The organism is Pseudomonas sp. WS 5410, from assembly GCF_012985645.1.
Classification (GTDB): Bacteria; Pseudomonadota; Gammaproteobacteria; order Pseudomonadales; family Pseudomonadaceae; genus Aquipseudomonas; species Aquipseudomonas shahriarae.
This window is the reverse complement of the sequence record NZ_JAAQWS010000002.1, coordinates 372279-398320: the sequence shown is the minus strand read 5'-3', so window position 1 is coordinate 398320 and position 26042 is coordinate 372279. Positions and strand designations below refer to the sequence as shown.

At 60.6% G+C, this 26042-nt stretch carries 21 protein-coding genes, 1 other RNA gene and 1 riboswitch; of the genes, 8 read left to right on the top strand and 14 right to left on the bottom strand.

What is annotated here, in order from left to right:
* Position 1 precedes the first annotated feature (1 nt).
* The 3 genes from mraZ to rsmI form a co-directional block, all read right to left on the bottom strand.
* Positions 2-457, bottom strand: coding sequence for a division/cell wall cluster transcriptional repressor MraZ (gene mraZ, locus HBO24_RS05335; protein WP_003171868.1), 456 nt, complete (start codon positions 455-457; stop codon positions 2-4).
* Between the two features lie 354 nt (positions 458-811).
* Positions 812-1165: RNase P RNA component class A (gene rnpB, locus HBO24_RS05330), an RNA gene on the bottom strand.
* A 95-nt stretch (positions 1166-1260) separates the two neighbouring features.
* Entirely contained in the window at positions 1261-2133 is an 873-nt protein-coding gene (gene rsmI, locus HBO24_RS05325) for a 16S rRNA (cytidine(1402)-2'-O)-methyltransferase (RefSeq protein WP_115128973.1), read from the bottom strand.
* Between the two features lie 219 nt (positions 2134-2352).
* On the opposite strand from rsmI, the gene HBO24_RS05320 reads away from it, so the two are divergent.
* The 4 genes from HBO24_RS05320 to HBO24_RS05305 all read left to right on the top strand — a co-directional run bounded on the left by HBO24_RS05320 (position 2353) and on the right by HBO24_RS05305 (position 5811).
* Positions 2353-4164 (top strand): penicillin-binding protein activator, encoded by a 1812-nt coding sequence (locus HBO24_RS05320; protein ID WP_169959749.1) that lies wholly within the window; start codon positions 2353-2355, stop codon positions 4162-4164.
* The gene (locus HBO24_RS05315) at positions 4164-4535 is read left to right on the top strand and encodes a YraN family protein (protein ID WP_057438167.1); all 372 of its coding nucleotides are present in this window, start codon (positions 4164-4166) and stop codon (positions 4533-4535) included. Before HBO24_RS05320 ends, HBO24_RS05315 begins: the two co-directional genes overlap by 1 nt.
* A gap of 104 nt (positions 4536-4639) precedes the next feature.
* Positions 4640-5233 (top strand): phosphoheptose isomerase, encoded by a 594-nt coding sequence (locus HBO24_RS05310; RefSeq protein WP_057438165.1) that lies wholly within the window; start codon positions 4640-4642, stop codon positions 5231-5233.
* The gene (locus tag HBO24_RS05305; protein WP_057958495.1) at positions 5230-5811 is read left to right on the top strand and encodes a BON domain-containing protein; all 582 of its coding nucleotides are present in this window, start codon (positions 5230-5232) and stop codon (positions 5809-5811) included. The genes HBO24_RS05310 and HBO24_RS05305 overlap by 4 nt, the downstream gene beginning before the upstream one ends.
* A 68-nt stretch (positions 5812-5879) precedes the next feature.
* Here HBO24_RS05305 and HBO24_RS05300 read toward each other — a convergent pair whose 3' ends face one another.
* The 8 genes from HBO24_RS05300 to HBO24_RS05265 all read right to left on the bottom strand — a co-directional run bounded on the left by HBO24_RS05300 (position 5880) and on the right by HBO24_RS05265 (position 18759).
* A complete protein-coding gene (locus HBO24_RS05300; RefSeq protein ID WP_029297808.1) occupies positions 5880-6641 on the bottom strand; it encodes an OmpA family protein in 762 nt (253 codons plus the stop codon).
* A 166-nt stretch (positions 6642-6807) separates the two neighbouring features.
* The gene (locus tag HBO24_RS05295; protein WP_115128977.1) at positions 6808-7452 is read right to left on the bottom strand and encodes an MBL fold metallo-hydrolase; all 645 of its coding nucleotides are present in this window, start codon (positions 7450-7452) and stop codon (positions 6808-6810) included.
* A gap of 12 nt (positions 7453-7464) precedes the next feature.
* Complete coding sequence (locus HBO24_RS05290) at positions 7465-9654, bottom strand: OsmC domain/YcaO domain-containing protein (RefSeq protein ID WP_170059372.1); 2190 nt, start codon at positions 9652-9654, stop codon at positions 7465-7467.
* Positions 9655-9726: 72 nt separating this feature from the next.
* Positions 9727-12465, bottom strand: a complete 2739-nt coding sequence (locus HBO24_RS05285; RefSeq protein ID WP_170059371.1) for a LuxR C-terminal-related transcriptional regulator — start codon at positions 12463-12465, stop codon at positions 9727-9729.
* A gap of 231 nt (positions 12466-12696) precedes the next feature.
* On the bottom strand, positions 12697-14061 hold the full coding sequence (locus HBO24_RS05280; protein WP_170059370.1) for a DUF1329 domain-containing protein: 1365 nt from the start codon (positions 14059-14061) through the stop codon (positions 12697-12699).
* 28 nt (positions 14062-14089) lie between these two features.
* The gene (locus HBO24_RS05275) at positions 14090-15964 is read right to left on the bottom strand and encodes a DUF1302 domain-containing protein (RefSeq protein ID WP_169959752.1); all 1875 of its coding nucleotides are present in this window, start codon (positions 15962-15964) and stop codon (positions 14090-14092) included.
* 335 nt (positions 15965-16299) lie between these two features.
* On the bottom strand, positions 16300-17982 hold the full coding sequence (locus HBO24_RS05270) for a fatty acid--CoA ligase (protein WP_170059369.1): 1683 nt from the start codon (positions 17980-17982) through the stop codon (positions 16300-16302).
* A 147-nt stretch (positions 17983-18129) separates the two neighbouring features.
* Positions 18130-18759, bottom strand: coding sequence for a LysE family transporter (locus HBO24_RS05265; RefSeq protein WP_170059368.1), 630 nt, complete (start codon positions 18757-18759; stop codon positions 18130-18132).
* A gap of 84 nt (positions 18760-18843) precedes the next feature.
* On the opposite strand from HBO24_RS05265, the gene HBO24_RS05260 reads away from it, so the two are divergent.
* The 3 genes from HBO24_RS05260 (at position 18844) to HBO24_RS05250 (ending at position 21684) form a co-directional block, all read left to right on the top strand.
* The gene (locus HBO24_RS05260; protein ID WP_169959753.1) at positions 18844-19809 is read left to right on the top strand and encodes a 2-hydroxyacid dehydrogenase; all 966 of its coding nucleotides are present in this window, start codon (positions 18844-18846) and stop codon (positions 19807-19809) included.
* A 31-nt stretch (positions 19810-19840) separates the two neighbouring features.
* Positions 19841-20839: a class I SAM-dependent methyltransferase gene (locus HBO24_RS05255; RefSeq protein ID WP_115128982.1), complete on the top strand. Its 999-nt coding sequence runs from the start codon at positions 19841-19843 to the stop codon at positions 20837-20839.
* A 51-nt stretch (positions 20840-20890) separates the two neighbouring features.
* A riboswitch (yybP-ykoY riboswitch) is annotated at positions 20891-21010 on the top strand.
* A gap of 89 nt (positions 21011-21099) precedes the next feature.
* Entirely contained in the window at positions 21100-21684 is a 585-nt protein-coding gene (locus tag HBO24_RS05250; RefSeq protein WP_057438151.1) for a TMEM165/GDT1 family protein, read from the top strand.
* Between the two features lie 126 nt (positions 21685-21810).
* On the opposite strand, the gene HBO24_RS05245 is transcribed toward HBO24_RS05250, so the two are convergent.
* Positions 21811-22629, bottom strand: coding sequence for a M48 family metallopeptidase (locus tag HBO24_RS05245; RefSeq protein ID WP_057438149.1), 819 nt, complete (start codon positions 22627-22629; stop codon positions 21811-21813).
* A gap of 217 nt (positions 22630-22846) precedes the next feature.
* Here HBO24_RS05245 and HBO24_RS05240 point away from each other — a divergent pair, with 217 nt between their 5' ends.
* Positions 22847-24988 (top strand): methyl-accepting chemotaxis protein, encoded by a 2142-nt coding sequence (locus tag HBO24_RS05240; protein ID WP_170059367.1) that lies wholly within the window; start codon positions 22847-22849, stop codon positions 24986-24988.
* Positions 24989-25118: 130 nt separating this feature from the next.
* On the opposite strand, the gene HBO24_RS05235 is transcribed toward HBO24_RS05240, so the two are convergent.
* Together HBO24_RS05235 and HBO24_RS05230 are read right to left on the bottom strand one after the other, a co-directional pair.
* Positions 25119-25739 (bottom strand): SOS response-associated peptidase, encoded by a 621-nt coding sequence (locus HBO24_RS05235; RefSeq protein ID WP_057438144.1) that lies wholly within the window; start codon positions 25737-25739, stop codon positions 25119-25121.
* 36 nt (positions 25740-25775) lie between these two features.
* The gene (locus HBO24_RS05230; protein WP_057444473.1) at positions 25776-26036 is read right to left on the bottom strand and encodes a DUF2007 domain-containing protein; all 261 of its coding nucleotides are present in this window, start codon (positions 26034-26036) and stop codon (positions 25776-25778) included.
* Positions 26037-26042 lie beyond the last annotated feature (6 nt).

Here is a 26042-nt window from a genome sequence, read left to right as displayed (position 1 = left end):
GTCACAGGATCAAATCACGCAGTTCATCAGGCATGGCGCCCGGTTGTTGAATAGCAGCCAGGTCAGCTGCAGACACAGCATCCCAGGCATCTTCGTCCCACAATTGGAACTTGTTCAGTTGGCCTACCAGCATCGCGCGCTTATCAAGCTTGGCGTATTCGCGCAGACGCGGTGGAACCAGGAAACGACCACTGCCATCGAGTTCGAGGTCGACGGCATTACCAATCAGCAGGCGTTGCAAACGGCGGTTTTCTTCACGCAACGAAGGCAGAGCGCGCAACTTGGTTTCAATCAACTCCCACTCATCGAGGGGGTAAACGCACAAACAAGGATCAACGGCATCAATCGTGATGATTAACTGCCCGGAACTTCGCGAAATGAGCTCGTCACGATACCGGCTCGGCATGGCGAGACGGCCTTTTGCATCGAGACTGATAGCGTTAGCTCCGCGAAACACAGGTGCGTTTCTCCAAATTTTAGCGTTTTACGTTCAAAAAACCCACTTTGTGCCACTTTCCGCCACTTGCGCACACTATAGGAATGCGCCCACCACACCGTCAAGGCGCGGATTAAAGGAAAAGCCTTACAGAACGGAGATTTAGGAGCGTAAAAGGAGGAGAAACGAGAGTTCGGCGATGTTTTTGACTCAACAAACGCAAATAGCTCAAAGAGCTAGAGCTTGAACTTAAAGTAATTTATTAAGAGTAAGATTTTTTCGGTATTACGAAGACGCATCTGCCAATGATTTGGCAGGGAGGGATTCTTGCGTTACTACCTGGTTTCTGCCCGAGACTCGTGCAGAAGGAAAAAGGTGGAGAGTCGATCTATAAGCCGGGTTCTGTCTTGAACAGTCATTCGTCTACGATGGCCATCACTGGACATCTTTAGCAACCTACCCGGTTCCAGCGCGGGCCACGCCTTGGAACCCTATTTGGTCTTGCTCCAAGTGGGGTTTACCTAGCCACGAACTGTTGCCAGTCGCGCGGTGCGCTCTTACCGCACCTTTTCACCCTTACCGGCACCGAAGTGCTTAGGCGGTTATTTTCTGTGGCACTTTCCGTAGGCTCACGCCCCCCAGGCATTACCTGGCACTTCGCCCTATGGAGCCCGGACTTTCCTCCCCCCCCTAATTTTCATAGAGGGCAGCGACTGTCCAATCGACTCTCCGCCGCGAAGGTTAACGGCACGGCGGCCTTAGAACAAGTATTAAAAGACAGCATTGCCATCACGTTCCGACGCCGTGCACGTTAAACCCTGGAACTATTCGCTCTTTTGCTTATCGAGCGCGGCCTGATACAGCACGTTCTTGCGCACACCGGTGATTTCGGCTGCCAGGGCTGCGGCGCGCTTGAGTGGCATTTCCTTGAGCAGCAGGTCCAGCACGCGCATGGCTTCGCTGCCCACGGCATCTTCAGTTTCTGGCGCGGCCCAGCCCGCGACCAGCACGACGCATTCGCCACGCTGCTGATTGCTGTCACCCTCGACAAACGCGCGCAGCTCTTCCAGCGGCAGGCCCTTGAGGGTTTCAAAAGTCTTGGTCAGCTCCCGTGCCAGCAAGGCCAGGCGTTCGCCACCGAAGACCAGCTCCATATCTTGCAGGCACTCGAGGATACGGTGCGGCGCCTCGTAGAAAATCAGGGTGCGCGGCTCTTCCTTCAACAGTTCCAGGCGCGCCCGGCGCCCCACGGCCTTGGCCGGCAGGAAACCTTCGAAGATAAAGCGGTCGGACGGCAAGCCCGCCGCCGACAAGGCGGCAATCAACGCACACGCCCCGGGAACCGGAACTACATTGATGCCCGCCGCCCGCGCCTGACGGACCAGGTGGTAACCGGGGTCGGAGATCAATGGCGTACCGGCATCGGAAATCAACGCCACGTCATCGCCCGCAAGCAGACGGGTAATAAAACGACTGCCCTCGTCACGCTCATTATGCTCATGACAGGCCGCCAGGGGCGTGGTGATACCAAAGTGCTGCATCAGGCGCAGCGAGTGCCGGGTGTCTTCCGCCGCAATCAACTTGGCTTCGCGCAACACTTTCAGCGCCCGCGCGCTGATGTCGTCCAGGTTGCCAATGGGCGTCGCCACCACAAAAAGCGAGCCAGCAGTGGAATTCAAAGGACCTGGAGCAGTCAAAGCGCACACCTCAAAGATTGGCAAAAGCCATATTGTAGCGCGTAGACGTCAAGAAAATGCGCCAACGGGGTCGTGTCCATCGGGTCTGTTTGCGGCGGTTACTGACGCCCTGCAACATTTAAACGATCTAAATAGACGGTTTCACGCCACTAACATCGCGCCCGGGCCAGTGCTTGGGTACAATTCCACGCTAATTTGATCGGTATCAGGAACACTTACATGATCGCTTGCCTGCGGCTGTTCTCTGCCCTTTGCCTGGCTGCCCTGTTGGCGGCTTGCGCAAGCTCGCCCTCGTCAAGCCTTGGCGAACTCCCACGGACCCCGGATGCCACCATCGAGCAACTGCTCGAACAGGCGACTTCGGCCAAGACTCCAGAAAAAGCTGCACTGCTGCGCCTGAGCGCGGCGGACATGGCCTTCCACCAGAACAACCCTGGGCGCTCCGCGCAGATCCTCGCGCAAGTGCCGCTGGACAGCCTCAAGCCGGCCGCCCAGGTCTTCGCCAGCACCTTGACGGCAGAACTGGCCATGGGCCGCAACCAGCCCAAGGCTGCGTTGACCGCGCTGAGCCATCCGAGCTTGCAAAACCTCAAGGAGTTGCCGCCGGAACAACAGATCCGCACTGGCAGCGTGCATGCCCGCGCCTATGAAGCCGACGGTCAGACCCTGGCCGCCGCCCGCGAACGCGTGGCCATGGCTCCGTTGCTGACAGGCGATGCTGCCGCCAGCAACCACGAAGCCATCTGGAGCCTGATTGCCGCCGTACCTGGCGAGCAGTTGCAGGCCAGCGGCAATCCGGTCCTCGACGGCTGGATCAGCCTGGCCCAGGCCGTGAAAAACGCCGGCACCCTGGAGCAGCAGCAAGCCGCCATCGATACCTGGCGCGTGCAGAACCCTGCGCACCCGGCGGCAGTGCAACTGCCGACGCCGCTGACCAAACTCAAGGAACTGGCCAGCCAACCGCTGAATAAAATCGCCCTGCTATTGCCGCAGCAAGGCCCGCTGGCCAGCGTAGCCAAGGCCCTGCGCGAAGGCTTCATGGCCGCGCACTACCAGGCGCAACAGGCCGGGCAGAAGCCACCTGTCATCGAGTTCTATGACAGCTCGCGCGTCAGCTCCATCGATGAGTTCTACAAAAAAGCCCAGGCTGATGGCGTGCAACTGGTGATCGGCCCGCTGGAAAAGCCGCTGGTCAAACAACTCAGTGCCCGCCCGCAACTGCCCATCACCACCCTGGCCCTGAACTACAGCGAGGGCGACCAAGCCCCTGCGCAACTGTTCCAGTTCGGCCTGGCTGCCGAGGACGAAGCCCGTGAAGTGTCGCGCCGTGCCCGCGCCGACGGCCTGCATCGCGCAGCCGCCATGGTGCCGAAAGGCGAGTGGGGCGACCGTGTACTCAAGGCCTTCCGCCAGGACTGGGAAGCCAACGGCGGCACCCTGATCGGTGTCGAACATGTCGACCAGCCTGTGGCCCTGGCCCAGCAGATCGCCGATCTGTTCAAGCTGCGCCAGAGCGAAGGCCGCGCCAAGAGCCTGCAAAGCACAGTCGGCACTGACATCGCGGCACAGCCATCGCGTCGCCAGGATATCGAGTTCATCTTCCTCGCCGTGACGCCGCAACAGGCTCAACAGATCAAGCCGACGCTGAACTTCCAATACGCGGGCGATGTGCCGGTATATGCCACCTCCCACGTGTTCAGTGCCAGTGGCGACAAGAACCAGTACAACGACATGAACGGCATTATGTTCTGCGAAACGCCGTGGCTGCTCAACACCACCGACCCGCTGCGCAATCAGGTTGCTACACAATGGCCACAAGCCAATGGCAGCTTGGGCCGCCTCTATGCGATGGGTGTGGACGCCTACCGCCTGGCGCCACGCCTGGGTCAACTCAAGGCGCTGCCCGACACCCGCATCGACGGCCTTTCCGGCAACCTGGGCATGAGCCCGAGCCAACGGATCGAACGCCAGATGCCGTGGGCCAAGTTTGTCAGTGGTCAGATCGAACGTTTGCCCGATACCCCGCGCTGATGCCCCCACGCTCCAGCGCAGAAACCGGCAAGGATGCCGAACAACAAGCACTTGAACACTTGCAGCGACAAGGTCTGCGCCTGCTGGCGCAGAACTGGTTGTGTAAACGCGGCGAGCTTGATCTGGTCATGCTTGACGGCGATACAGTAGTATTTGTCGAAGTCCGCTACAGAAAATACGCACAATGGGGTGGTGCGCTCGCCAGTATCGACGAGCGCAAACGTCAAAAGCTGATACTCGCCGCGCAGTTTTTCCTGCTCAGTGAACATCGCTGGGCTGACTCCCCCTGCCGTTTCGATGTGGTTGCCATAGAAAGCAGCCCCCACGGAACCGCTGGTCTGAACTGGCTGCGCAACGCCTTCGACGGCTGAGCGCCACCGGCACAGATCGGACATCTTCACCGCACACTTTTGCTCTTTGCTTTGCGGGCTGCACATTCGTGTGCCATACAGCCGCGCTACTTAAGGTCACACAGATGGACATGCAATCCCGAATTCGCCAGCTTTTCCAGGCCAGTATCGATACCAAGCAACAGGCGATGGACGTACTTGCACCGCACATCGAGCAAGCCAGCCAGGTCATGGTCAACGCCCTGCTCAACGAAGGCAAAATGCTTTCGTGCGGCAACGGCGGTTCGGCCGGCGACGCCCAGCACTTTTCCTCCGAGCTGCTCAACCGCTTTGAGCGCGAGCGGCCGAGCCTGCCGGCTATCGCCTTGACCACCGATTCGTCGACGATTACCTCGATCGCCAACGACTACAGCTACAACGAAATCTTTTCCAAACAAATCCGTGCCCTCGGCCAACCGGGCGATGTGCTGCTGGCGATTTCCACCAGCGGCAACTCGGCAAACATTATTCAAGCGATCCAGGCCGCACATGATCGCGAAATGATTGTCGTAGCATTGACCGGGCGCGACGGTGGCGGCATGGCCTCACTGCTGCTGCCCGAAGACGTGGAGATCCGTGTCCCGGCCCATGTCACTGCACGTATTCAGGAAGTCCATCTGCTGACGATCCACTGCCTGTGCGATCTGATCGACAGCCAACTGTTCGGGAGTGAAGAATGACCGTTAACCGCCTCAGCCTTATGGCCATCACGCTGTGCCTCGCTATCAGCGGCTGCACCTCGGCCATCACCGCGACCCGCGACTCCCCTATCCAGGACGACCGCGGCACGCGCACCTTTGGCAGCAAGATCGATGACTCGCTGATCGAGACCAAGGTCGGCGTCAACGTCGCCAAGGCCGCCACCGACCTGGGCAACGGCGCATCGCGTATCGTCGTGACCAGCTTCAACGGCATCGTGCTCCTCGCCGGGCAAACCCCGCGCGCCGACCTCAAGACCCAGGCCGAACAAGCCGCTTCGACCGTACAACGGGTCAAGAAAGTCCATAACGAATTGCAGGTCGCACAACCCATCACCCTGCTGGCAATCAGCAATGATGCTGTGCTGACCACCAAGATCAAGGCGCAGATGCTCACCGACAGCGCGATCCCCGGCTCGCGGATCAAGGTGGTGACTGACAACGGCATCGTCTACCTGATGGGCCTGCTGACCCAGCAGGAAGCCACCCGCGCCACCAACCTGGTACAGGGTGTGTCCGGGGTACAGAAAATTGTGAAGCTGTTCGAATACATCGACTGATGTAATCGCCAGCCACAAAAAAGGGCGCCGTGCATTGACTGCACGGCGCCCTTTTTATTGGCTGGCGGTTACTGGTACTGCTGGTACGGATTGCCCTGGAACTGGTTGTTCTGCTGCTGTTGCTGCGCAGGCTGGCCGTACTGCTGACCCGGGATCGGGCCGAGGTTAACCTCGACACGACGGTTCTGCGCACGACCGTTGACATCAGCGTTGCTGGCAATCGGGTTATCCGGGCCGGCACCACGGGTGGTCAAGTTGGTCGGGCTCACACCTTGGGAGGTCAGGTAGTTGGCCACGCTTTGCGCACGCCGCTGGGACAGGTCCATGTTGAGCTGGCGGCTGCCGGTGCTGTCGGTATAGCCGACAATCTGGATGGTGTTCTGGTTGAACTGCTTGAGCGACCCGGCCAGGTTGTTCAAGGGGGTGTAGAAGCTGCTGGCGATAGCATCGGAGTTGGTGGCAAACGTGATGTTACCCGGCATGATCAACTTGATCTGGTCACCCTGGCGCTGCACCTCGACGCCGGTGTTGGCCATGCTTTCCCGCAGTTTCTTTTCCTGCTGGTCAGCGTAATAGCCGTAACCGGCAGCGCCGATACCGGCCACGGCAGCGCCGATCAGCGCGCCCTTGCCACGGTTGTTGTGGTCAATGGCTGCACCGGCCAAGGCCCCCGCCAGCGCGCCGAGGCCGCCGTACTTGGCGGTTTTGCTCATGCCTTGTGAACCGTTGTCCGCCTGTCCCTGGCTGCCATCGTAAGGGTTAGGGGAAGCACAGCCCGACAATAGGGCTACCGCGGTAGCAACAACAAGCAGACGACGCGAAGTGAACATGAGGGAAGCTCCTACTTTTGCATTCTGTGATGCAGAGGACATTGGCAATGGACCTGTGCCGAGTTTGGAACGCGACAAACGGCAAAAATTCCGTGCTCCGCCGCGCACCTGTGACAAAAGATAAACACCGGCACGCTCACCTCAACCCTAGCAGAGCCTCGCCCTGTCAGGCCCTGACAAACGGATTTTCGCGCATTTCATCCCCCAGGCGCGTATCCGGGCCATGCCCTGTCACCACGGTCGCCTCTTCGTCCAGGGTGTACAGACGCTGCTGGATCGAGCGCACGATGGTCGCCTGGTCGCCACCCCACAAATCCGTGCGCCCTACCCCACGCCGGAACAAGGTATCGCCGGCGATCAGCAACTTGGCATCGGCAAACCAGAAACTCATCGACCCCGGCGTATGCCCAGGGGTATGCAGGGCCACCCCGCAGCCACAGGCCAGCTCTTCATCATCGGCCAACCAGCGATCCGGCGACGGCACCGGGGTGTAGGGCACACCGAACATCTGGCACTGCATTTCCAGGTTATCCCACAGGAACTGATCTTCCTTGTGCAGGTGCAGCGTGGCGCCGGTCTTCTCTTTCAACTGGCCGGAAGCCAGGAAGTGGTCCAGGTGCGCATGGGTGTGGATGATGCTCACCACCTTCAGGCCCAGCGCATCGAGCCGCGCCAGGATCAGCTCATGGTTGCCACCTGGATCGACCACGATGGCCTTCTTGCTGACCGGGTCGCCGATGATTGTGCAGTTGCACTGCAACGGGCCGACGGGGAAGGTTTCGCGGATCAGTCGGGGGGTTGTGGCGTGCATAAGGACTCCCTTCTAGCTGTTGGCCCGTGCGGCGTGCAGTTTTTTGTAGCTGTCGATCAGCCGCAGGTGTCGATCCAGGCCTTCGAGCTTCATGCTGGTCGGGGTCAAACCATGGAACCGCACGCTGCCCTCCACCGAACCGATGGCGGCGTCCATGCGCTCGTTGCCAAACATCCGGCGGAAGTTGGCCTCGTAGTCTTCCAGCTCCAAATCCTCGTCCAACTGCATCTCCAGCACCGCATTCACTGCCTGGTAGAACAGGCCGCGTTCGACGGTGTTGTCGTTGTATTGCAGGAACATCTCCACCGCTTCCTTCGCCTCTTCATACTGCTGCAAGGCGAGATAGATCAGCAGCTTCAACTCAAGGATCGTCAACTGGCCCCAGGCCGTGTTGTCGTCAAATTCAATGCCGATCAGGGTGGTGATATCGGTGTAGTCATCCAGTTCACTTTCCACCAGGCGCTCGACCAGCGCTTGCAGGCCGTCTTCATCCAGTCTGTGCAAGTTGAGGATATCGGCGCGGAAGAACAGCGCCTTGTTGGTGTTATCCCAGATCAGGTCGTCGACCGGATAGATTTCCGAATAGTCCGGCACCAGGATGCGGCAGGCCTTGGCGCCGATATGCTCGTACACCGCCATGTAGACCTGCTTGCCCATGCCTTCGAGAATGCCGAACAAAGTCGCGGCCTCTTCGGCGTTGGAATCCTCACCCTGGCCGGAAAAGTCCCACTCCACGAACGCGTAATCGGACTTGGCACTGAAGAAGCGCCACGACACCACGCCGCTGGAGTCGATGAAGTGCTCGACAAAGTTGTTCGGCTCGGTCACCGCATGCCCTTCAAAGGTCGGCTGCGGCAAGTCGTTCAGGCCTTCGAAGCTACGGCCCTGAAGCAACTCGGTAAGGCTGCGCTCCAGCGCCACTTCCAGGCTTGGGTGGGCGCCAAACGAGGCAAATACGCCGCCGGTGCGCGGGTTCATCAGGGTCACGCACATCACCGGGAACTCGCCGCCCAGGGACGCATCCTTGACCAGCACCGGGAAACCCTGCTCTTCCAGGGCCTGGATACCGGCGAGGATGCTTGGGTATTTGGCCAGCACTTCAGCCGGGACATCCGGCAAGGCGAATTCACCTTCGATGATTTCGCGCTTCACCGCACGCTCGAAAATCTCCGACAGGCACTGCACCTGGGCCTCAGCCAAGGTGTTACCGGCACTCATGCCGTTGCTCAGGTAGAGGTTCTCGATGAGGTTGGAGGGGAAATACACCACCTCGCCGTCAGACTGACGCACAAACGGCAGTGAGACGATGCCACGCTCTTCATTGCCGGAGTTGGTATCGATCAGGTGTGAGCCGCGCAACTCGCCATCGCGGTTGTAGATCTTCAGGCAGTACTCGTCGAGGATTTCCGTCGGCAGCGCGTCTTTACGGCCGGGCTTGAACCAGCGCTCCTCCGGGTAATGCACAAACGCCGCGTTGGCGATGTCTTCGCCCCAGAACTGGTCGTTGTAGAAGAAGTTGCAGTTCAGGCGCTCGATAAACTCGCCCAGGGCCGACGCCAGTGCGCCTTCCTTGGTCGCGCCCTTGCCGTTGGTAAAGCACATCGGCGAATGGGCATCGCGGATATGCAACGACCAGACATTGGGCACGATATTGCGCCACGAGGCGATTTCAATCTTCATGCCCAGGCCCGCGAGAATGGCCGACATGTTGGCGATGGTCTGCTCCAGCGGCAGGTCCTTGCCCGCGATGAAGGTGCCCGCGTCTGCCGCAGCCGCCGGCATCAGCAACGCCTGGGCGTCGGCGTCGAGGTTTTCCACCTCTTCGATAACAAACTCGGGCCCGGCCTGTACCACTTTCTTTACCGTGCAGCGGTCAATGGAGCGCAGGATGCCCTGGCGATCCTTGTCGGAAATATCCGCCGGCAACTCGACCTGAATCTTGAAAATCTGGTTGTAGCGGTTTTCCGGGTCGACAATATTGTTCTGCGACAGGCGGATATTGTCCGTGGGGATATTGCGCGTGCTGCAGTACAACTTCACAAAGTAAGCCGCACACAACGCCGACGAAGCCAGGAAGTAGTCGAACGGACCGGGGGCCGAGCCATCGCCCTTGTAGCGAATCGGCTGGTCGGCCACCACGGTGAAGTCATCGAACTTGGCTTCAAGCCGGAGGTTGTCGAGAAAATTGACCTTGATTTCCATGCGGGATTACCAGAATAGCGGAGCAAACGAATTGGCCGCCATTATCCGGCTTTTGCGGCGCAAGTCTCCCCCTTACCCCAATAACCCCATCTCCTGCGCCCGCGCGACTGCCTGGGTGCGGCGCTCGACCCCCAGTTTGCTGTTGATATGACTGGCGTGGGTCTTGACGGTGTGCAGCGAGATAAACAACTGGTTGCTGATTTCCTGGTTGGAGCACCCTTGGGCGATCAACTGCAGCACTGCCAGCTCACGGGCGCTCAAGGTTTCGCTGGAATGGCTGGTTTCGACCGGCTCGCGCGGGGCAACCGCCGGCAGCAGGGCCCAGAGGCTTTGCCGCATCAAATCGTTCGGCGCCTGGCCCAGTTGCTCGCGTACCCAGTCGGGATAACGCTCCAACAGGCGCTGGAAGGGTTGCAACGCGCCACCGCTGGCCATTTGCAAGGCGCGGGCAAACAGAGGCCGGGCTGACACTGCCTGACCGTCATCCAGCAACAACAGCACGTGCTGGTTCAGGGCCATCACCGCAATCATCTGCTGGCCTTTGCCTTCGGCTTGTCGCGCCAGCCCATCGAGTCGCCGCCGGGCACTTTCACACTGGCCGCGAATGGCGTCCAGGGCCGCCTGTTGCAGTTCGATATGTTGCGCCAGGTGTGGATGAAACTCCGGGGCGGCGGCGGCCTGCTCGCCGTTATAGGTTTGCCCCAGGCGCACCAGCCAGGCATCGGCCAGGTCGGTACGGCCCTGGGCCAGCCACAACTCGCATTTGATCAGGGTGATCATGGCCAGGTAGTAGATCGGCGGCACGTCCCAGATATGCATCAACCGCTCGGCCTCGGCCAGCTCGGCAAAGGCCTTGGGAAAGTCGCCACGGCGCCCCTCAAGGTTGGCGATGACACAGTGGCCGATCAATACGCTGATATCCCGGCAGGCGCGGGCTTCGGCAAGCCCTGTACGCAAACGCAACAGGCCGGCCTCCGGCTGGCAACGCATCAGCAGCAGGAACCCTTCATACAACGACAGGCGTGCGCGCACCGCATACAGGCGCTGGGATGCCAGGCCCTGCAAGCGTTGCAGGCCCTCGCGCACCTCGTCCAGGGAGCGCAGGATTTCCCCACGCGCCTGCAGCACCCGTGCCCGGTCGTAATGGGCCAGGGCCTCGAACAGCGGGTTGCCGACGCGTTGCGCCAGTTCCAGGGATTCTCGATTCAAGCCCCGCGCACGCCACAGGTCGGCGTCGACGATGGCCAGGTTCGACAAGGTCGACAGGCACATCAAGCGCTGGCCGTAACGCTTGTGCGGCAAGCTTTCCAGGGCTTCTGTGCAATACAAGTGGGTCAGTTCCCGGTCGCCGCGCCCACGGGCGATGATGCCGCTGAGGGCCAGCCACTGGGCGAGCATCGACTTCTGCGCAGTGGCCGACGGTGCCGGCAGGAAGCGGCTGAGATGGCTGGACAATTCTTCCGCCGCATCCAACTGGCAGGCCAGCCCCAGCGCCCAGCTATAGAGCACGATCAAGCGCGGCGTGCTGATCAACAGGCTGTCGGGCAAGTCCATCTTCCAGCGCAGGAGCATGCCGACGTTCTGCTCGGCCAACAGTTGTTCTTCGGACAGGTTCTGCACCAGATTCGCCGCCACATCCGGATGCCCGGCACGCAGGGCCTGCTCCACGGCCTCATCGAGCAAGCCTTGGGCGTTGAACCAGCGGCAGGCGCGCAGGTGCAGGCTGGCGGCCGGCAACATCGCATTTGGCGAACGCCGGGTGCGCAGCAGATCGGAAAACAGGTGGTGATAACGGTACCAGTGGCCCTGCTCGTCCAGCGGCACCAGGAACACCTGATGGGCTTGCAGGTAGCGCAGAATTTCCGCGCTGTCATGGGCCTCGCGCACGGCGTCGCACAACTCGCTGCAAAAACGCTCCTGGGAGGCCGTGTCGTAAAGGAAGGCCTGGACTTCCGGCGGCAGGCAGTCGATCACCTCTTCCAGCAGATAGTCACGGATCAGCCCTTCCCCACCATGCAGGCCTTGGGGCAAGTCGGCCTCGTTGCCGGCTTCGGCGGCCGCCAGCAACCAGAAGCGCAGGCCGGCCACCCAGCCTTCGCTGCGACGGATCAGGTTGTCCAGGGCTTCACCGCGTAACGAACTGCTATGCCGGTCGAGCAAGGCCAGGGATTCGTCGTTGGTCAGGCGCAGGTCCTGTTCATGCAACTCCAGCAGATGCCGGGACAAGCGCAACCGTGCCAAATGCCAGTCGGGACGCTGGCGGCTGGTGACCAGCACCAACAGGCCATCGGGCAAATGGTTGAGAAAAAATTGCAGGCAACGATCCAGCACCGGGCCCTGGGCCAGGTGGTAGTCATCCAGTACCAGTAATAACGGGGTGCGTGTGGACAGGTGGACGGTCAATTCGTCGAGCAGGCCATCGAGCCACTCTTCAAAGGCAAACGGCTGATGGCGCTGGCGCATTTTCAACAAACCCAGGGCCTGGGCGCCGACTTGCGGGAAATACTGCTGCAAACCTTCCAGCAGGCGCTCAAGGAAGCGCCCCGGATCACTGTCGCGCGAACTGAGACCCAGCCAAAGGCTTTGCCAGTGATCAGGCAGGCTTTGGCAGAACTCCACCGCCAGCGAGCTCTTGCCAAACCCGGCCGGCGCGCTGACCAGTAATAGACGCCCGTCCAGGCCGGCGCTCAAGCGCTCGCACAAACGCGGGCGCAGCACATAGCCATCGGGCAGCGGGGGTCGGTAGAAGCGCCCTTCCAGCGTGGGGATTATCGCACTGGCAGGCCCTTGGATTGGGGACAGATCAGTCATCGCCGGGCTCTTGTAGTAGGCTGTGGTCGGCATTGCAGATGTCCGCAGACTAGCGTTAAAAGCCGTCGCTTTGTAGATCTTTGCAACATTTGTCTGAAAAAGACTACAACAAGAAATAACCAACTATTTTCCGGATGCCCAAAACAAATGTGGGGATGGGCTTGTGTGGGAGCGGACTTGCCCGCCCCCACACAAGCCCACCCCCACAGGTGCGGACTTGTTTACCGCGGTTTAGCGAACACCATCCTGACGCAGAGCCGCCGGGGTGAAGTCGTTGGTGGTGGCAGTGAAGCCGAAGTCATAGGCCTGTTTCTCTTCGTTCTTCATGCCCAGGGCCAGGTAACGGCCGGACTGCAGGTCGTAGAGGGTTTCGAGGGCGTACCACGGCACTTGCTTGTCGTAGTAGTTCTCGCCATGGGCTTCGGCTACGCGCCACAGTTGGCCACGACCGTCGTAATGGTCGATCACCGCTGCTTGCCAGGTGTCTTCGTCGATGTAGAAGTCACGCTTGGCATAGATATGGCGCTGGCCTTCCTTCAAGGTGGCGACCACGTGCCAGACGCGGCGCAGTTCATAACGCGCCAGGTCCTGGTTGATGTGGCCGGCCTTGATGATGTCGGCGTACTTGAGCTTCGGATCGTCGAGCTTGTAGCTGTTGGAGGCGATGTACATTTCCTTCTTGCCTTCCAGCTTCCAGTCGTAGCGATCCGGGGCGCCGTTGTACATGTCGAGGTTGTCGGAAGTCCGCAGGCCATCGGCGGCAGTCCCCGGCCCGTCATAGGACACTTGCGGCGCACGGCGCACACGGCGCTGGCCGGCGTTGTAGACCCACGCGGCGCGCGGTTCCTTTACCTGGTCCAGGGTCTCGTGCACCAGCAACACACCACCGGCCAGACGCGCAGGTGCAGTCACTTTCTGCTTGAAGTAGAACAGGATATTGCCCGGATTTGCCGGATCGTAATCCTTCATCTTGTCGCGGAACACGAACTGGTCCTGGAAGTACACCAGGCTGTACGAGCCGTTGGCCTGTGGCGTGGCCTGGGTCACCAGGCGTGTCACGCTGCCGCCGCGATAGCGGGTGATGTGGTTCCAGATCACCTCGACCCCGCTTTTCGGGATTGGGAACGGAATCGCGGTTTCGAAGTTTTCCAGGCCGTTACCACCGCCTACCAGGTTGGTGCTGGTGGCGTTTTTCTTGATGGAGGCGAACACTTGCGCCGGCACGGTGGCACCGCGATGGGTGGTGTACACCGGCATCTTGAAGGTTTCCGGGTAGCGCTTGAACATCGCGTACTGCCCCGGCGCCAGCTTGTCTTTGTACTGCTCGACGTTCTGCGCAGTGATGGTGAACTGCGGCTGCTCGCTGGCATACGGGTTGGCCAGGAAGCCCTTGGCATCCACGGCGCCAGCGTTGGTTGGCAGGGCTTTCCAGGCCGGAATGGTGCCGGCAGCGTTGCCGGCCATTTCCGCGCCCATCGGAGTCAACGTGGTGCCCAGCTTGGCAGCTTCATCCGCCGAGACCGCCGCCATGACGCTGCTGGCCATGATCGACAGTCCCAGCACACCCACGTGCAACAGACTTTTGGTTATTTTCATGTTCTGGTCTTCCTGAAATGCAGTGTGCTTAGAAGTTCGCGCCGAAACTCAGGGCCACGAAATCGCGGTCAACCGAGGTGTTGTAGTCGCCACCAAAGAAGTTGGTGTAGGCCAGGCTCGCCGTGTAGGTGTTCTGGTATTCCGCGTCCAGCCCCAGGCTCACCGCTTTGCGACCTTCTTCGAAGTTGCCGCCAGGACCTGGCGAGTAACCGTTCACATCATGGGACCACGCCACGTTAGGCTTGAGGTTCACGCCGGCGAAGACATCCGGGTACTCCCAGATTGCCCGGCCACGGTAGCCCCAGGAAGTGGCGGTAGTGAAGCCATCATTGTTGCAATTGGCAGTAAGGTTGCTGGCATCGGTGCCAGGTCCGGCACCGGCAATTGTGCCGCCGTTAAGCGTTGCACAAAGAGCGCCTCGCCCAGGGCCATACACCGGATCACGCCCGTAACGTGCTTTGTTACTGCTTTCCAGGCCACCAACGTGGGTCACGCCCACTTCACCGACCAACGTCAAGCGACTTGCTCCCATCACTTGATCGAAGAAGTGCGTAAACGTCGTCTGGAACTGGGTAACTTCCTTACGCCGGTAGCCGTTCAGATCCTGGTCAGCAGAGCCTTTAAGTGGCGAAGCCGCCCCCAGGCCCAACAGCGGCGTTACACCCGCATACAAAATATCGGTGGTATTGAGTTGCACTGGCGCATTCGGCCGATAGCTCAATTCACCACTCCATGCGGTCCCTGTCGCCAGCGTGGTGGAGAAGCTCAAGCCATACAGCCGAATATCCTCCGGGTACTCGACAAAGTAGCTGGAGTTACCGGCCACAATGAGAGGACGCAACTGGCTGGCGCCGGGTGTAAACGTCAATGCGTTAGCTGCTGCGTAGGTCGCAGCGGAGGCGCCCCTGGCGCTGAAAATAGGCGCACGGCTGTGATAGTTCATGAAATAAGCGCCGAACTCAGTGTCCAACGGCTCAAAGTTGTAGTGCATCGCCACGCCAAACTGACCGCTATCGCGTGCGTCGCGATCAGGGCCACGCTTGACCAGCACACCCTCCTCATTGATGTTCACGCCAAACGCGTTCATCAACGGTAAACCACCGCCCGCCGCGATCACTGAACGCTTGCTGAGCAAGCGCAAGTTATCGCTGCAGCCGTCAGCAATCACATCAGGCTGCGAGAAGAATGTCCCGCAGTTGTCGGTGATCGTCTGATCCCACTCCAACTGGTAGAACGCTTCTGCCGACAGGTTATCGGTCAAGGATTGCGACACGTAGAACATGTTGACCGGGATCAGGCCTTCCTTGATCTCGGCACCCGGACGACGGAACGCAGACACGTCGATCGGGTTGACGGAGTTGATACCACCGCCAATGAAAGTACTTTCACCCCAGCTTACTACTTGCTTACCAAAACGCACCGAACCCGGCGCATCGGCAATGGAGTAGTTGTGGTAGATGAACGCATCGAGAATCTGCCCGCCGGAAGACTTGGCGCCCTCTTTGCGATTGTGGTCGCTGATGTCCTTGAACTCGCGGCCTTCATCCTTGAGTTCGAAGTCGTACCAGTATTTGCCACGCACGAATACGCCGGTGTCGCCGTATTTCAGTTCCAGGTCATGGATGCCCTTGAAGATCTTCGAGAACGTCTCCCCACGCTTGAAGTTCAAGTGACCGTCATCGGAGGTTTGCGACAGCCCCTTGCCACCGTTGTTGACACCAATCAGGTCGCGATCGGGCTTGGCCGTGCTCCAGCTGGCCCCCACCGACAGGGACGAGTCGAAGCTGCCTTCGACCTCACCAATGTTGAAACTGACGCCGAATGCGGGCCCGGCGAGGGTCGAGGCAAGACTGACCGCCAGGGGTAATCTCGCCCGGCGCCAGAACTGATTTACTGAGGTCATCGACGCTACTCCATGTGCATTTTATTGTTATGGCAGTGAGCCTTTTCAAACACGCTTGTAACGGCCGGAATACAACGATTCCAATGCCAGACAGCCACCGGACCACCCAGGACCGCAGCGCCACATCCTTGAAAAACTCTGGGAGGGACTATAGCCAGCAGGGGGTATCGCTTGATCCCTCTAAAGTGTGATTTGCATCACCAACCCGTCTGCGACAGCCCTTTCGCCATGTCAGCGAGGGCTGACGCAAAAGAGGATGGCTGAAATTCGGCAAATGACAAGGCGAAGGCTTGTAATAGAGCATTGCCGTGCCCGAACGGGCACGGCACGAGGGGTCAGAGCGTGGACAGGAAGGTGCTGTTATTGGCCTGCCATTCAATGATGTCGATACGGATACGTTTCTTGTCCAGCTTGCCGACGCTGGTCTTGGGAATTTCCGTAACAATGGCAATCTGACTTGGAATTGCCCACTTGCTCAGGTGGCCCTGCTCGACATACGGCTTGAGGTGTTCCTTGAGTTCGCGGGCGCCAATCCCGTGGCCTTCACGGACCACCAACAGGGCAAACGGGCGCTCGCCCCACTGCGGGTCGGCAATCCCGACCACCGCTACTTCGCGTACCGCCGGGTGACGGCTGACCAGGTCTTCAAGGGCAAGGGATGAAATCCACTCGCCGCCGGTCTTGATCACGTCCTTGATACGGTCGCGAATGTCGATCACACCGAAGGCATCGAGGGTGGCCACGTCGCCGGTGTGCATCCAGCCGCCTTCCCAGAGTTCGGCGCCCTTCTGCGGCTCGTTGAAATACCCCTCGCTGAGCCATGGCGCGCGCAGCACCAGTTCGCCCTGGGACTCGCCATCGGCCGGGAGGAAGTTGCCGTCCCCGTCGATGATCGCGGCTTCCACCAACGGCCCCGGCACACCGGCCTTGATCCGGTAGGTGGTGCGCTCGTCTTCGCTGCCGGCCATCAGTTCTTCGTTGAGGTGGGCACAGGACACCAGCGGGCCGGTCTCGGACATCCCATAGGCCGCTGTCAGCTGGATGCCACGGGCCTTGGCTGCTTCATACAGCGAGCGGTTGAGGGCACTGCCGCCAATCACGATTTTCCACCCGCCAAAATCCACGCCCTGGGCGGCCTTGGCGTTGAGCAGCATCTGCAGGATGGTCGGTACACAGTGGGAGAACGTGACCTTCTCTTTGCGCCACAACTCCACCAGGTATTCCGGGTCGTAGCGGCCGGGGTAGACCTGCTTGAGACCGAGCATGGTCGCCACATACGGCAAGCCCCAGGCGTGGACATGGAACATCGGCGTGATGGGCATGTACACATCGTTGGTGCCCAGCAGACGCACGCTGTCGACGCTGCCCATGATGGTCGCCACGCCGATGGTGTGCAGCACCAGTTGGCGGTGGGTGAAATACACACCCTTGGGGTTACCGGTGGTACCGGTGGTGTAGAAGGTGGTGGCCACCGAATGCTCGTCGAAGTCCTCGAAGGTGTAGTGCGTGCTGGCAGCGGCCAATAGCGTTTCGTACTCGCCTACCAGGTTGGGCAGATCGGCGGTTCTCTCGTCGCCATCGGTCAACAGCAGGGTCTTGTCGACGGTGGTCAATTGGCCGGCAATGGCCTGGTACAGGCCGACGAACTCGCTGTTGACCAGCACAAAGCGGTCCTCGGCGTGGTTCATCGTGTAGAGGATCTGCTCTGGCGACAGGCGCACGTTGATGGTGTGAATCACCGCACCAATCATCGGAATGGCGAACATGCATTCCAGGTAACGGTGGCTGTCCCAGTCCATCACGGCCACGGTATCACCGGCCTTGACCCCGGCTGCGGTCAGCACATTGGCCAGGCGGGCGACGCGTTCGATCAGGGTGGGGTAGGTGTAGCGCAGCTTGTCGCGGTAGACGATTTCCCGGGTTTTCTCGTAGCGCGCACCCGACATCAACAGGCGCTTGATCAACAACGGGTATTGGTAGGCGCCTTCGGCGGGCGGGATAACACGAGTCTGCAACATACGAATCCCTTTTTATGACTGCACGGTCTTGGCTAAAGGATTTGCACTGTAGAGACCTTGCACGCCGGCCAAATCAGCCGAAGGAATGATTTGCAGAGCCGGATGAATGCTAGCTTTACGCCAGCATTCATTCAGCCAGCGGCGCCTTTAGCGCTCGGTGAGGGCCACTTTCACACCAATGGCAATCAGCACCGCGCCCATGCTCCGATCAAACCAATGGCCCATGCGCGCAAACCCGGCACGCACGCGCTGTTGGCTGAACAACATGGCCACCATGCAGAACCACAGGGCGGTAGCCACGGCCAGGTACAGGCCATAACCGGCCTGGATTGCCAGCGGCGTGTGGGGGTTGATCACCACGGTGAACAGCGACAGGAAAAACAGCGTGGCCTTGGGGTTCAGGCCATTGGTCACAAAGCCCGAGGTAAAGGCGCCGCGGGCACTGCGCTCGCCCACTTCGCGGTGCAAGTTTTCTTCACTGGCAGGCTTGGCCGGCTGCGCCCGCAGGGCTTTGAAGCCGATATACAACAGGTAGGCCGCCGCCGCCCATTTCAAGGCGTTGAACAGCACGATGGACTGGGACACGATCAAACCGATACCGAGCAACGAGTAGCCAACGTGAAGGAAAATCGCCGAACCGACGCCCAACGCCGTCCAAGTGCCGGCACGCCGGCCATGGGTCACGCTCTCGCGTACCACCACGGCAAAGTCCGGCCCGGGGCTGGCCACGGCCAGCAGGTGAATCAACGCCACGGTCAAAAACTCGGTGAGGTACATGCACACTCCAAGAAGTAACTGATTATTTCATCTGGTAGGCTCGGCAGATTACGCCTTCGAACCCTGTCGCAAAAGGTACAGTTGATGACGAACAATCGCCGCGCCGTCTTCCTTGATCACCCTTCCCTGGACCAGGGGGACCTTGACCTCAGCGGGTTGCGGGAGACCTTCAGCGACTTGCAGCTGTGCGAGCAGACCTCGGCCGATCAAGTGGTCGAGCGCCTGCAAGGCGCCCAGGTAGCGATCAGTAACAAGATCCTGATCAACGCCCAGACGATGGCCGCCTGCCCTGACCTGAAACTGATCCTGATCGCCGCCACCGGCACCAACAACGTCGACCTGGCCGCCGCCCGCGCCCAGGGCATTACCGTGAGTAACTGCCAGGGTTACGGCACGCCGTCAGTGGCGCAACACACGATCATGCTGCTGCTCAACCTTGCCACGCGCCTGAAGGACTATCAAAAAGACGTCGATGCCGGGCTGTGGCAGCAAGCCAAGCAGTTCTGCCTGCTGGACTACCCGATTGTCGAGCTGGAAGGCAAAACCCTGGGTTTGCTGGGCCATGGCGAACTGGGCGGCGCCGTCGCGCGTCTGGCCGAAGCCTTTGGCATGCGCGTAGTGCTGGGCGCCATTCCCGGTCGCCCGCCCCGCGCAGATCGGGTGCCACTGGACGAACTGCTGCCGCAGGTCGACGCCCTGACCCTGCATTGCCCGCTCAACGAACATACGCGGCACTTTATCGGCGCCCGCGAACTGGCGCTGCTCAAGCCGGGCGCGTTCGTGGTCAACACCGCACGCGGTGGCCTGATTGATGAACAGGCCTTGGCAGACGCCCTGCGTGGCGGTCATCTGGGAGGCGCGGCCACCGATGTGCTGAGCGTCGAACCGCCGACCGCCGGCAACCCGCTGCTGGCGAGCGACATCCCACGGCTGATCATCACCCCACACAGTGCGTGGGGCAGTCGCGAAGCGCGGCAACGGATCGTCGGCCAATTGACCGAAAACGCCCGGGGCTTTTTCAGCGGCGCACCGCAGCGCGTCGTCAGTTGATAAACTGCGCTCCTTTTTCAGGGAGCAGACCATGGATCCGCGCAGTGAAGTACTGCTTCGTCAGGCCGAACTTTTTCAAGGCAATGTGTTACTGGCCGGCCTGCCCGCCGACGACCTGCTGGGCCGCCTGCCCAATGCCCATGGCTGGTGCTGGCATGCGGGCGATCAGGCGGCGCTGGATGCGCGGTTTGCCGAGCGCAGCCATTTCGGGGTGAATGTACCGCAGCGTGCATTCGACACAGCCGTGGTGTTTCTGCCCAAGTCCAAGGACCTCGCCGACTACATCCTCAAGGCTGTGGCGGCACGGCTGCCGGGCGCCGAGTTGTACCTAGTGGGCGAAAAACGCGGCGGCATCGAAAGCGCCGCCAAACAACTGAACGCCTTCGGCAAGCCACGCAAGCTCGACAATGCGCGGCACTGCCAGCTGTGGCTGGCCACCGTGGCCGACGCCCCGGCAGCCCCCGACCTGGCAAGCCTGGCCGAGGTCTTTGAAGTGCCACTGGCCGACGGGCCGCTCAAGGTCGTCAGCTTGCCCGGCGTGTTCAGCCATGGCCGCCTGGATCGCGGCACCGCGCTTTTGCTCGAACACCTGGACAAGCTGCCCAGCGGTCATCTGCTGGACTTCGGCTGTGGCGCCGGCGTGCTCGGCGCGGCGGTCAAGCGGCGCTATCCGCACAACACCGTGACGCTGCTCGACGTGGACGCCTTCGCCACCGCCAGCAGTCGCCTGACCCTGGAGGCCAATGGCCTGGAAGGCGAAGTGCTGACCGGTGATGGCATCGACGCCGCGCCCATGGGCCTGGATGCGATTCTGAGCAACCCGCCGTTCCATGTCGGGGTGCATACGGATTATTTCGCTACGGAAAACCTGCTGCGAAAAGCACGCCAACATCTGAAAAACGGTGGCGAACTTCGGCTAGTTGCCAACAGCTTCCTGAAGTACCAACCACTGATCGAAGAGCATCTGGGTGTGTGCGCAGTCAAGGCCGAGGGCCAGGGTTTTCGCATCTACCGCGCCAAGCGCGGCTGACGGGCGTTTGAAAAAGAACGCTTGCCGAATGGATTTTGCCAAGGCAGAATCCGCTCCGTCCTAGGGGAGTAGTCTCCCACGAGCAACATGCTCGTCCGGCATACGTCAACATACTTGGTCAGCAGACCATGGCGTATGCGACCCAGGAGTCCGCACAGACGGACCGGGGTTTGACAAGACCTATGACACGCACACCTTACCCGGGGCGGGAAGGCTGTACGTGTCATAGCCGTGTCGACCCGCCCCTGGAAACCTACCTGATGCTGGATTCACTTCTCGTTCCTACCGCAATCGTTGCCTTGGCCGAAATCGGCGACAAGACGCAATTGCTCGCGCTCATCCTCGCCGCACGCTTTCGCAAACCCTGGCCGATCATCGCCGGCATCATCGCCGCGACCCTGGCCAACCACGCCGCCGCCGGTGCCGTGGGTGCCTGGTTTGGCAGTTTCTTCTCGGATGCGGTGTTGCACTGGATACTCGCTGCGAGCTTCTGCGCCACGGCCCTGTGGACCCTGGTGCCGGACAAGCTCGACGATGACGAGGCCAGTACTTCACGCAAGTTCGGGCCGTTCCTGACCACGCTGATTGCGTTCTTCATCGCAGAAATCGGGGACAAGACGCAGATCGCCACGGTGATGCTGGCGGCGCAATACCCGGAGTTGTGGCTGGTGATTATCGGTACCACCCTGGGCATGCTGATTGCCAACGTGCCGGTGGTTCTGGCGGGGAATTTCGCCGCGGAAAAACTACCGCTGACCCTGATTCGGCGCCTGGCGGCCTCGGCGTTCTTTATCCTGGCGCTGGTGGCGGTGTACAAGGCCATGCAAAGCAGCGGCTGGTTGTAACCCTTTGCAAATGTGGGAGCTGGCTTACCTGCGATAGCGCTGTATCAGTCACGGATTAATTAACTGAACCACCGCTATCGCGAGCAAGCCCGCTCCCACCTTTGGATCATCACAAGGCCTGGATTATCAGGACTTCTTGGCCTGCTGGTACAACGGCATCACCTTGGGAATCGCCGCCTGCAACGAGGCGATCCGGCTGCTGGAGGCCGGGTGAGTGCTCATGAACTCAGGCGGTGCGCCTTCGGAGGCCTTGGCCATTTTGTTCCAGAGCGTGATGGCCGCGTTCGGGTTGTAACCGGCGCGGGCCGAGAGTTCCAGGCCGATCAGGTCGGCTTCGTTCTCGTTGCTGCGGCTGTTGGGCAAAGTCATGCCGTAGTTGGCTACGGTATCGGCCAGCGCCATGCTGTCCTGGCCCAGGCCCAACAGTGCGCCGGCGCCCTGCTTGGCCATCTCGATGCCGTAGGCCTTGGACATGGCTTCGCGGCCATGTTCACGCAGGGCGTGGGCAATTTCATGGCCCATGACCGCCGCCAGCTCGTCATCGGTCAACTTGAGCGTGTCGATCAGCCCGCTGTAGACAAAAATCTTGCCGCCAGGCCCGCAGTTGGCGTTCATCTCGTCGCTTTTGATCAGGTTCACTTCCCACTTCCACTGCGCCGCATCCGGACGGAAGGTGGGAGCCTGGGCGATCAGGCGCTGGGCGATAGCCTGCACGCGCTTGGCGTTGGTGCTGGTCTTGTCCAGCAGGCCCTTGCCACTGGCTTCGCCGAGGGTCTGCTGGTACGACTGCGCGTACATCTGGTCGACTTCCTGGCTCGACAGCATGCTGAACATGTACTGCTTGCGCTCCACACCCACGGCGCCGCCACTGGTGGTGTTGACCGACTGGCAACCGGCGAGCAGCAAGGCTGCGCTCAATGCCGTTACCGCCAAATATTTTTTCATGCGCCTTCTCCCTGAAATTATGGCGCATATCCTAGGCCCTCCCTTGTATCTGCGCCAGATACACCTGACGCTTAACCGCTGATTTCAGACCCCCCACCACGCCCATCACCATTCTATAAACGACACGCCTGATTCTTTTGCAGGGCAGCACCTCATGCCTGCAGCGCCTGTGGCCGATATAAGAAAACAGATGATGCCCTAAGCGCCCGGAGCTTCCATGAAATTCAAGTCGATTCAGTTTTCTGTTGCGGCATTGGCCGGGGCCATTGTGCTGAGCGTCGTGGCGGCCTTAGTGCTGTACGCGCTGTTCGCCGGTGCACGGACCCAGGACATGGTGCAGGCACGCACCCAGGCGCAATTCGAGCAGATCATCGAGCAACGGCTCACGGCACTCGCCCACACCCAAGCCACACTGATCCAGCGCGAACTGGAAGCGCCACTGGTGACCGCCAAAGGCCTGGCCACCACCAACGCACTGATGGGCATGAAAGACGCAAACGGCGGCGCCCCATTGCAGGTCAGCCGCGAACAACTGATCAACCTGCTGCACGAAACCGTGGTGCGCAACCCGAAAGTACTCGGCTCCTATATCGCCTGGGAACCCAATGCCATCGACCACAACGATGCCAACTACCTGAACACCGCCGTGGTTGGCATAGAGCCCACAAACGGGCGCTTTATGCCCTGGTGGTTCCGCAACCAGGACGGCAGCCTGGGCCTGGAAAAACTCGCCGACCTGACCGACCAGAAAATTCTCTCCACCGGCATCCGCGCCAGTGAGTACTACCTCTGCTCCAAGGAAACCCAAAAACCCTGTGTCATCGACCCCGCGCCCTATCGCGTAGGCAATACCACGGTGATGCTGGCCTCGTTTATCGAGCCGATCATGATCGACGCAAAGTTCCAGGGCATCGTCGGCGCCGATCTGTCGGTTAACTTCATCCAGGAAATGCTGACCGCTGCCGACCAGAAGCTTTACAACGGTGCCGGCGAAATGGCACTGATTTCCAACAACGGCCGCCTGGTCGCCTATACCAAGGACGCCAGCAAGCTGGGAGAAAAAGCCAGCGACCTGTTCGACAAAAATACCCTCGATCACCTCAACCAACCGAACGTCGGCGAAGTCCGCTACGACGTCGACCAGGCCCAGGGGCTGATCGAGTTGTTCCTGCCCTTCAACATCGGCCAGACCGATGCGCGCTGGACCTTGATGCTGCAACTGCCGTTGGGCACGGTGATGGCCGACTTGCAAGCACTGCAGGGCGACCTGGACGTCCAGCGCAAAACCGATATCTTCGGCATGACCATGGTTGGTCTGGTGATTGCCGGCATTGGCCTGCTGGTGATCTGGCTGGTGGGGCATGGCATTGCCCGGCCGCTCAAGCAGATGGTGGCGATGCTCAATGACATCGCCCAGGGCGAAGGCGATCTGACACGCCGCTTGACCAGTGACCGCGCCGACGAACTGGGCGCGATTGCCGCCGGCTTCAATACCTTTCTGATCAAGCTGCAGGGCATGATTACCCAGGTGGTCAGTTCGGTGCAGAAAGTCAGCGATTCGTCGGAACACACCGCCGACATAGCCATCCGCACCAACCTCGGGGTGCACAAGCAAATGGTCGAGATCGACCAGGTCGCCACCGCCGTGCACGAGATGACCGCCACCGCCCAGGACGTGGCCCGCAATGCCACCCAGGCCGCACAAGCCGCCACCCATGCCGACCAGGCTGCGAGCCAGGGCATGCAGATTGTGCGCGACACCTCCACATCCATCGGCGCCCTGGCCCTGGAGATCGGCAAGGCAGTGGGCGTGGTCCAGACCCTGGCCAAGGACAGCGAGAACATCAATGCCATCCTGATTGCCATCCGCGGCATTGCCGAGCAGACCAACCTGCTGGCCCTCAACGCCGCCATCGAAGCCGCGCGCGCGGGCGAACAGGGCCGGGGCTTTGCGGTAGTGGCCGACGAAGTGCGCAACCTGGCGCAGAAAACCCAGAAGGCCACCGAAGAAATCCAGGCCATGATCCAGCAATTGCAGCAAGGCACGCGGGACGTGGTACGGGTCATGGAAGACAGCCAGCAGCGTACCGATGAAAGCGTGCAGCACGCCGCCAAGGCGGCCCAGGCCCTGGAGACCATCACTCAGGCCGTGTCGGTGATCAATGACATGAACACGCAGATTGCCAGTGCGGCAGAGGAACAGAGTGCGGTGGCCGAGGACATCAACCGCAATGTGATCAATATCGGCCAGGTGGCCAATGAGGTGGCGGGCGGTGCCGATGAGTCCAGTGCTGCCAGTGCGGGGCTGACCCAGTTGGCGGAGCAGCAGCGGCGGCTGATCAATCAGTTCAAGGTATAAAGGTTTCAGTGGCCTTCAGGGCCGTATCGCAGGCAAGCCAGCGCCCACATTTGAAGGTATTCACACATCAAAATGTGGGAGCTGGCTTGCCTGCGATGACGCCAGCGAATCCCCCACACAGCCCCCAGCCTCAACCCGGGGTCAAACACTCCGGCCCATTGAGCTTCGGATCATTGACCATGTTAGCCAGCACCCGCTCACGCAACGCCGCCGGCTCACCGGCCAGCAACCCCTGCAACACATGCAACGGCGTCTCGGGGTCGAGCCAGGCTTCCTGCCCCGCCGCATCCAGAATCAGCGGCCGGCGCTGGCTCTGCGCGGCCTGGGTCACCACTGCCGCGCTCAACCACACCTGCTCCTGCACCGGATAAGCCTCCCAGATCGCCGCAAAGAACAGCGTCGAGCCCTCCCCCGGCGTAAGCCAGTACGGCCGCTTGCGCTGGGTGCCACGCCATTCATAAAAGCCATTGGCTGGCAGCAGGCAACGGCGCAGGCGAAAGGCCTCGCGAAACATCGGTTGTTCGGCCAGGGTTTCAGCGCGGGCATGGGCCGGGGTGCGGGACAGGTCAGTCAACCAGGGTGGTGTCAGCCCCCAGCGGGCCCGCGCCAGGGTGCGCTGGCCGTCGGTAGCGCGCTGGATCAGCACCGAATCATTGGGAGAAATATTCCACTGGGCCTGTTGATCCGCCGGGAACCCCGGCAAGGCAGCGAAGGCGGGGTTCCAGCGAAACAGGGCATAACGTCCACACATTGGGCAACACGACTCTTGGGTAAACCGAACGACAGCCTAACAGACCAGCACGTCGGGGTAGCTGTCGGGTTCATCGCCGGGTAGCGGTTGGGCGCCGATATAGGCGGTAATCAACTCGCGGGCTTCGCCAGCCTGGTCGTTCTCCACTTCCAGGCCCAACAGACCGAAGATCGGCAGTTCACCCGTACCACCCAGCAGATGGCGCCCCACTAGATGGGCGTCGATACCTTCGCTGGCGAGCATTTGCTGCAGCAACTCGCCCTCCATCAGGTTTTCCGGTTCGTAGATTCGTTGCATGGCCGC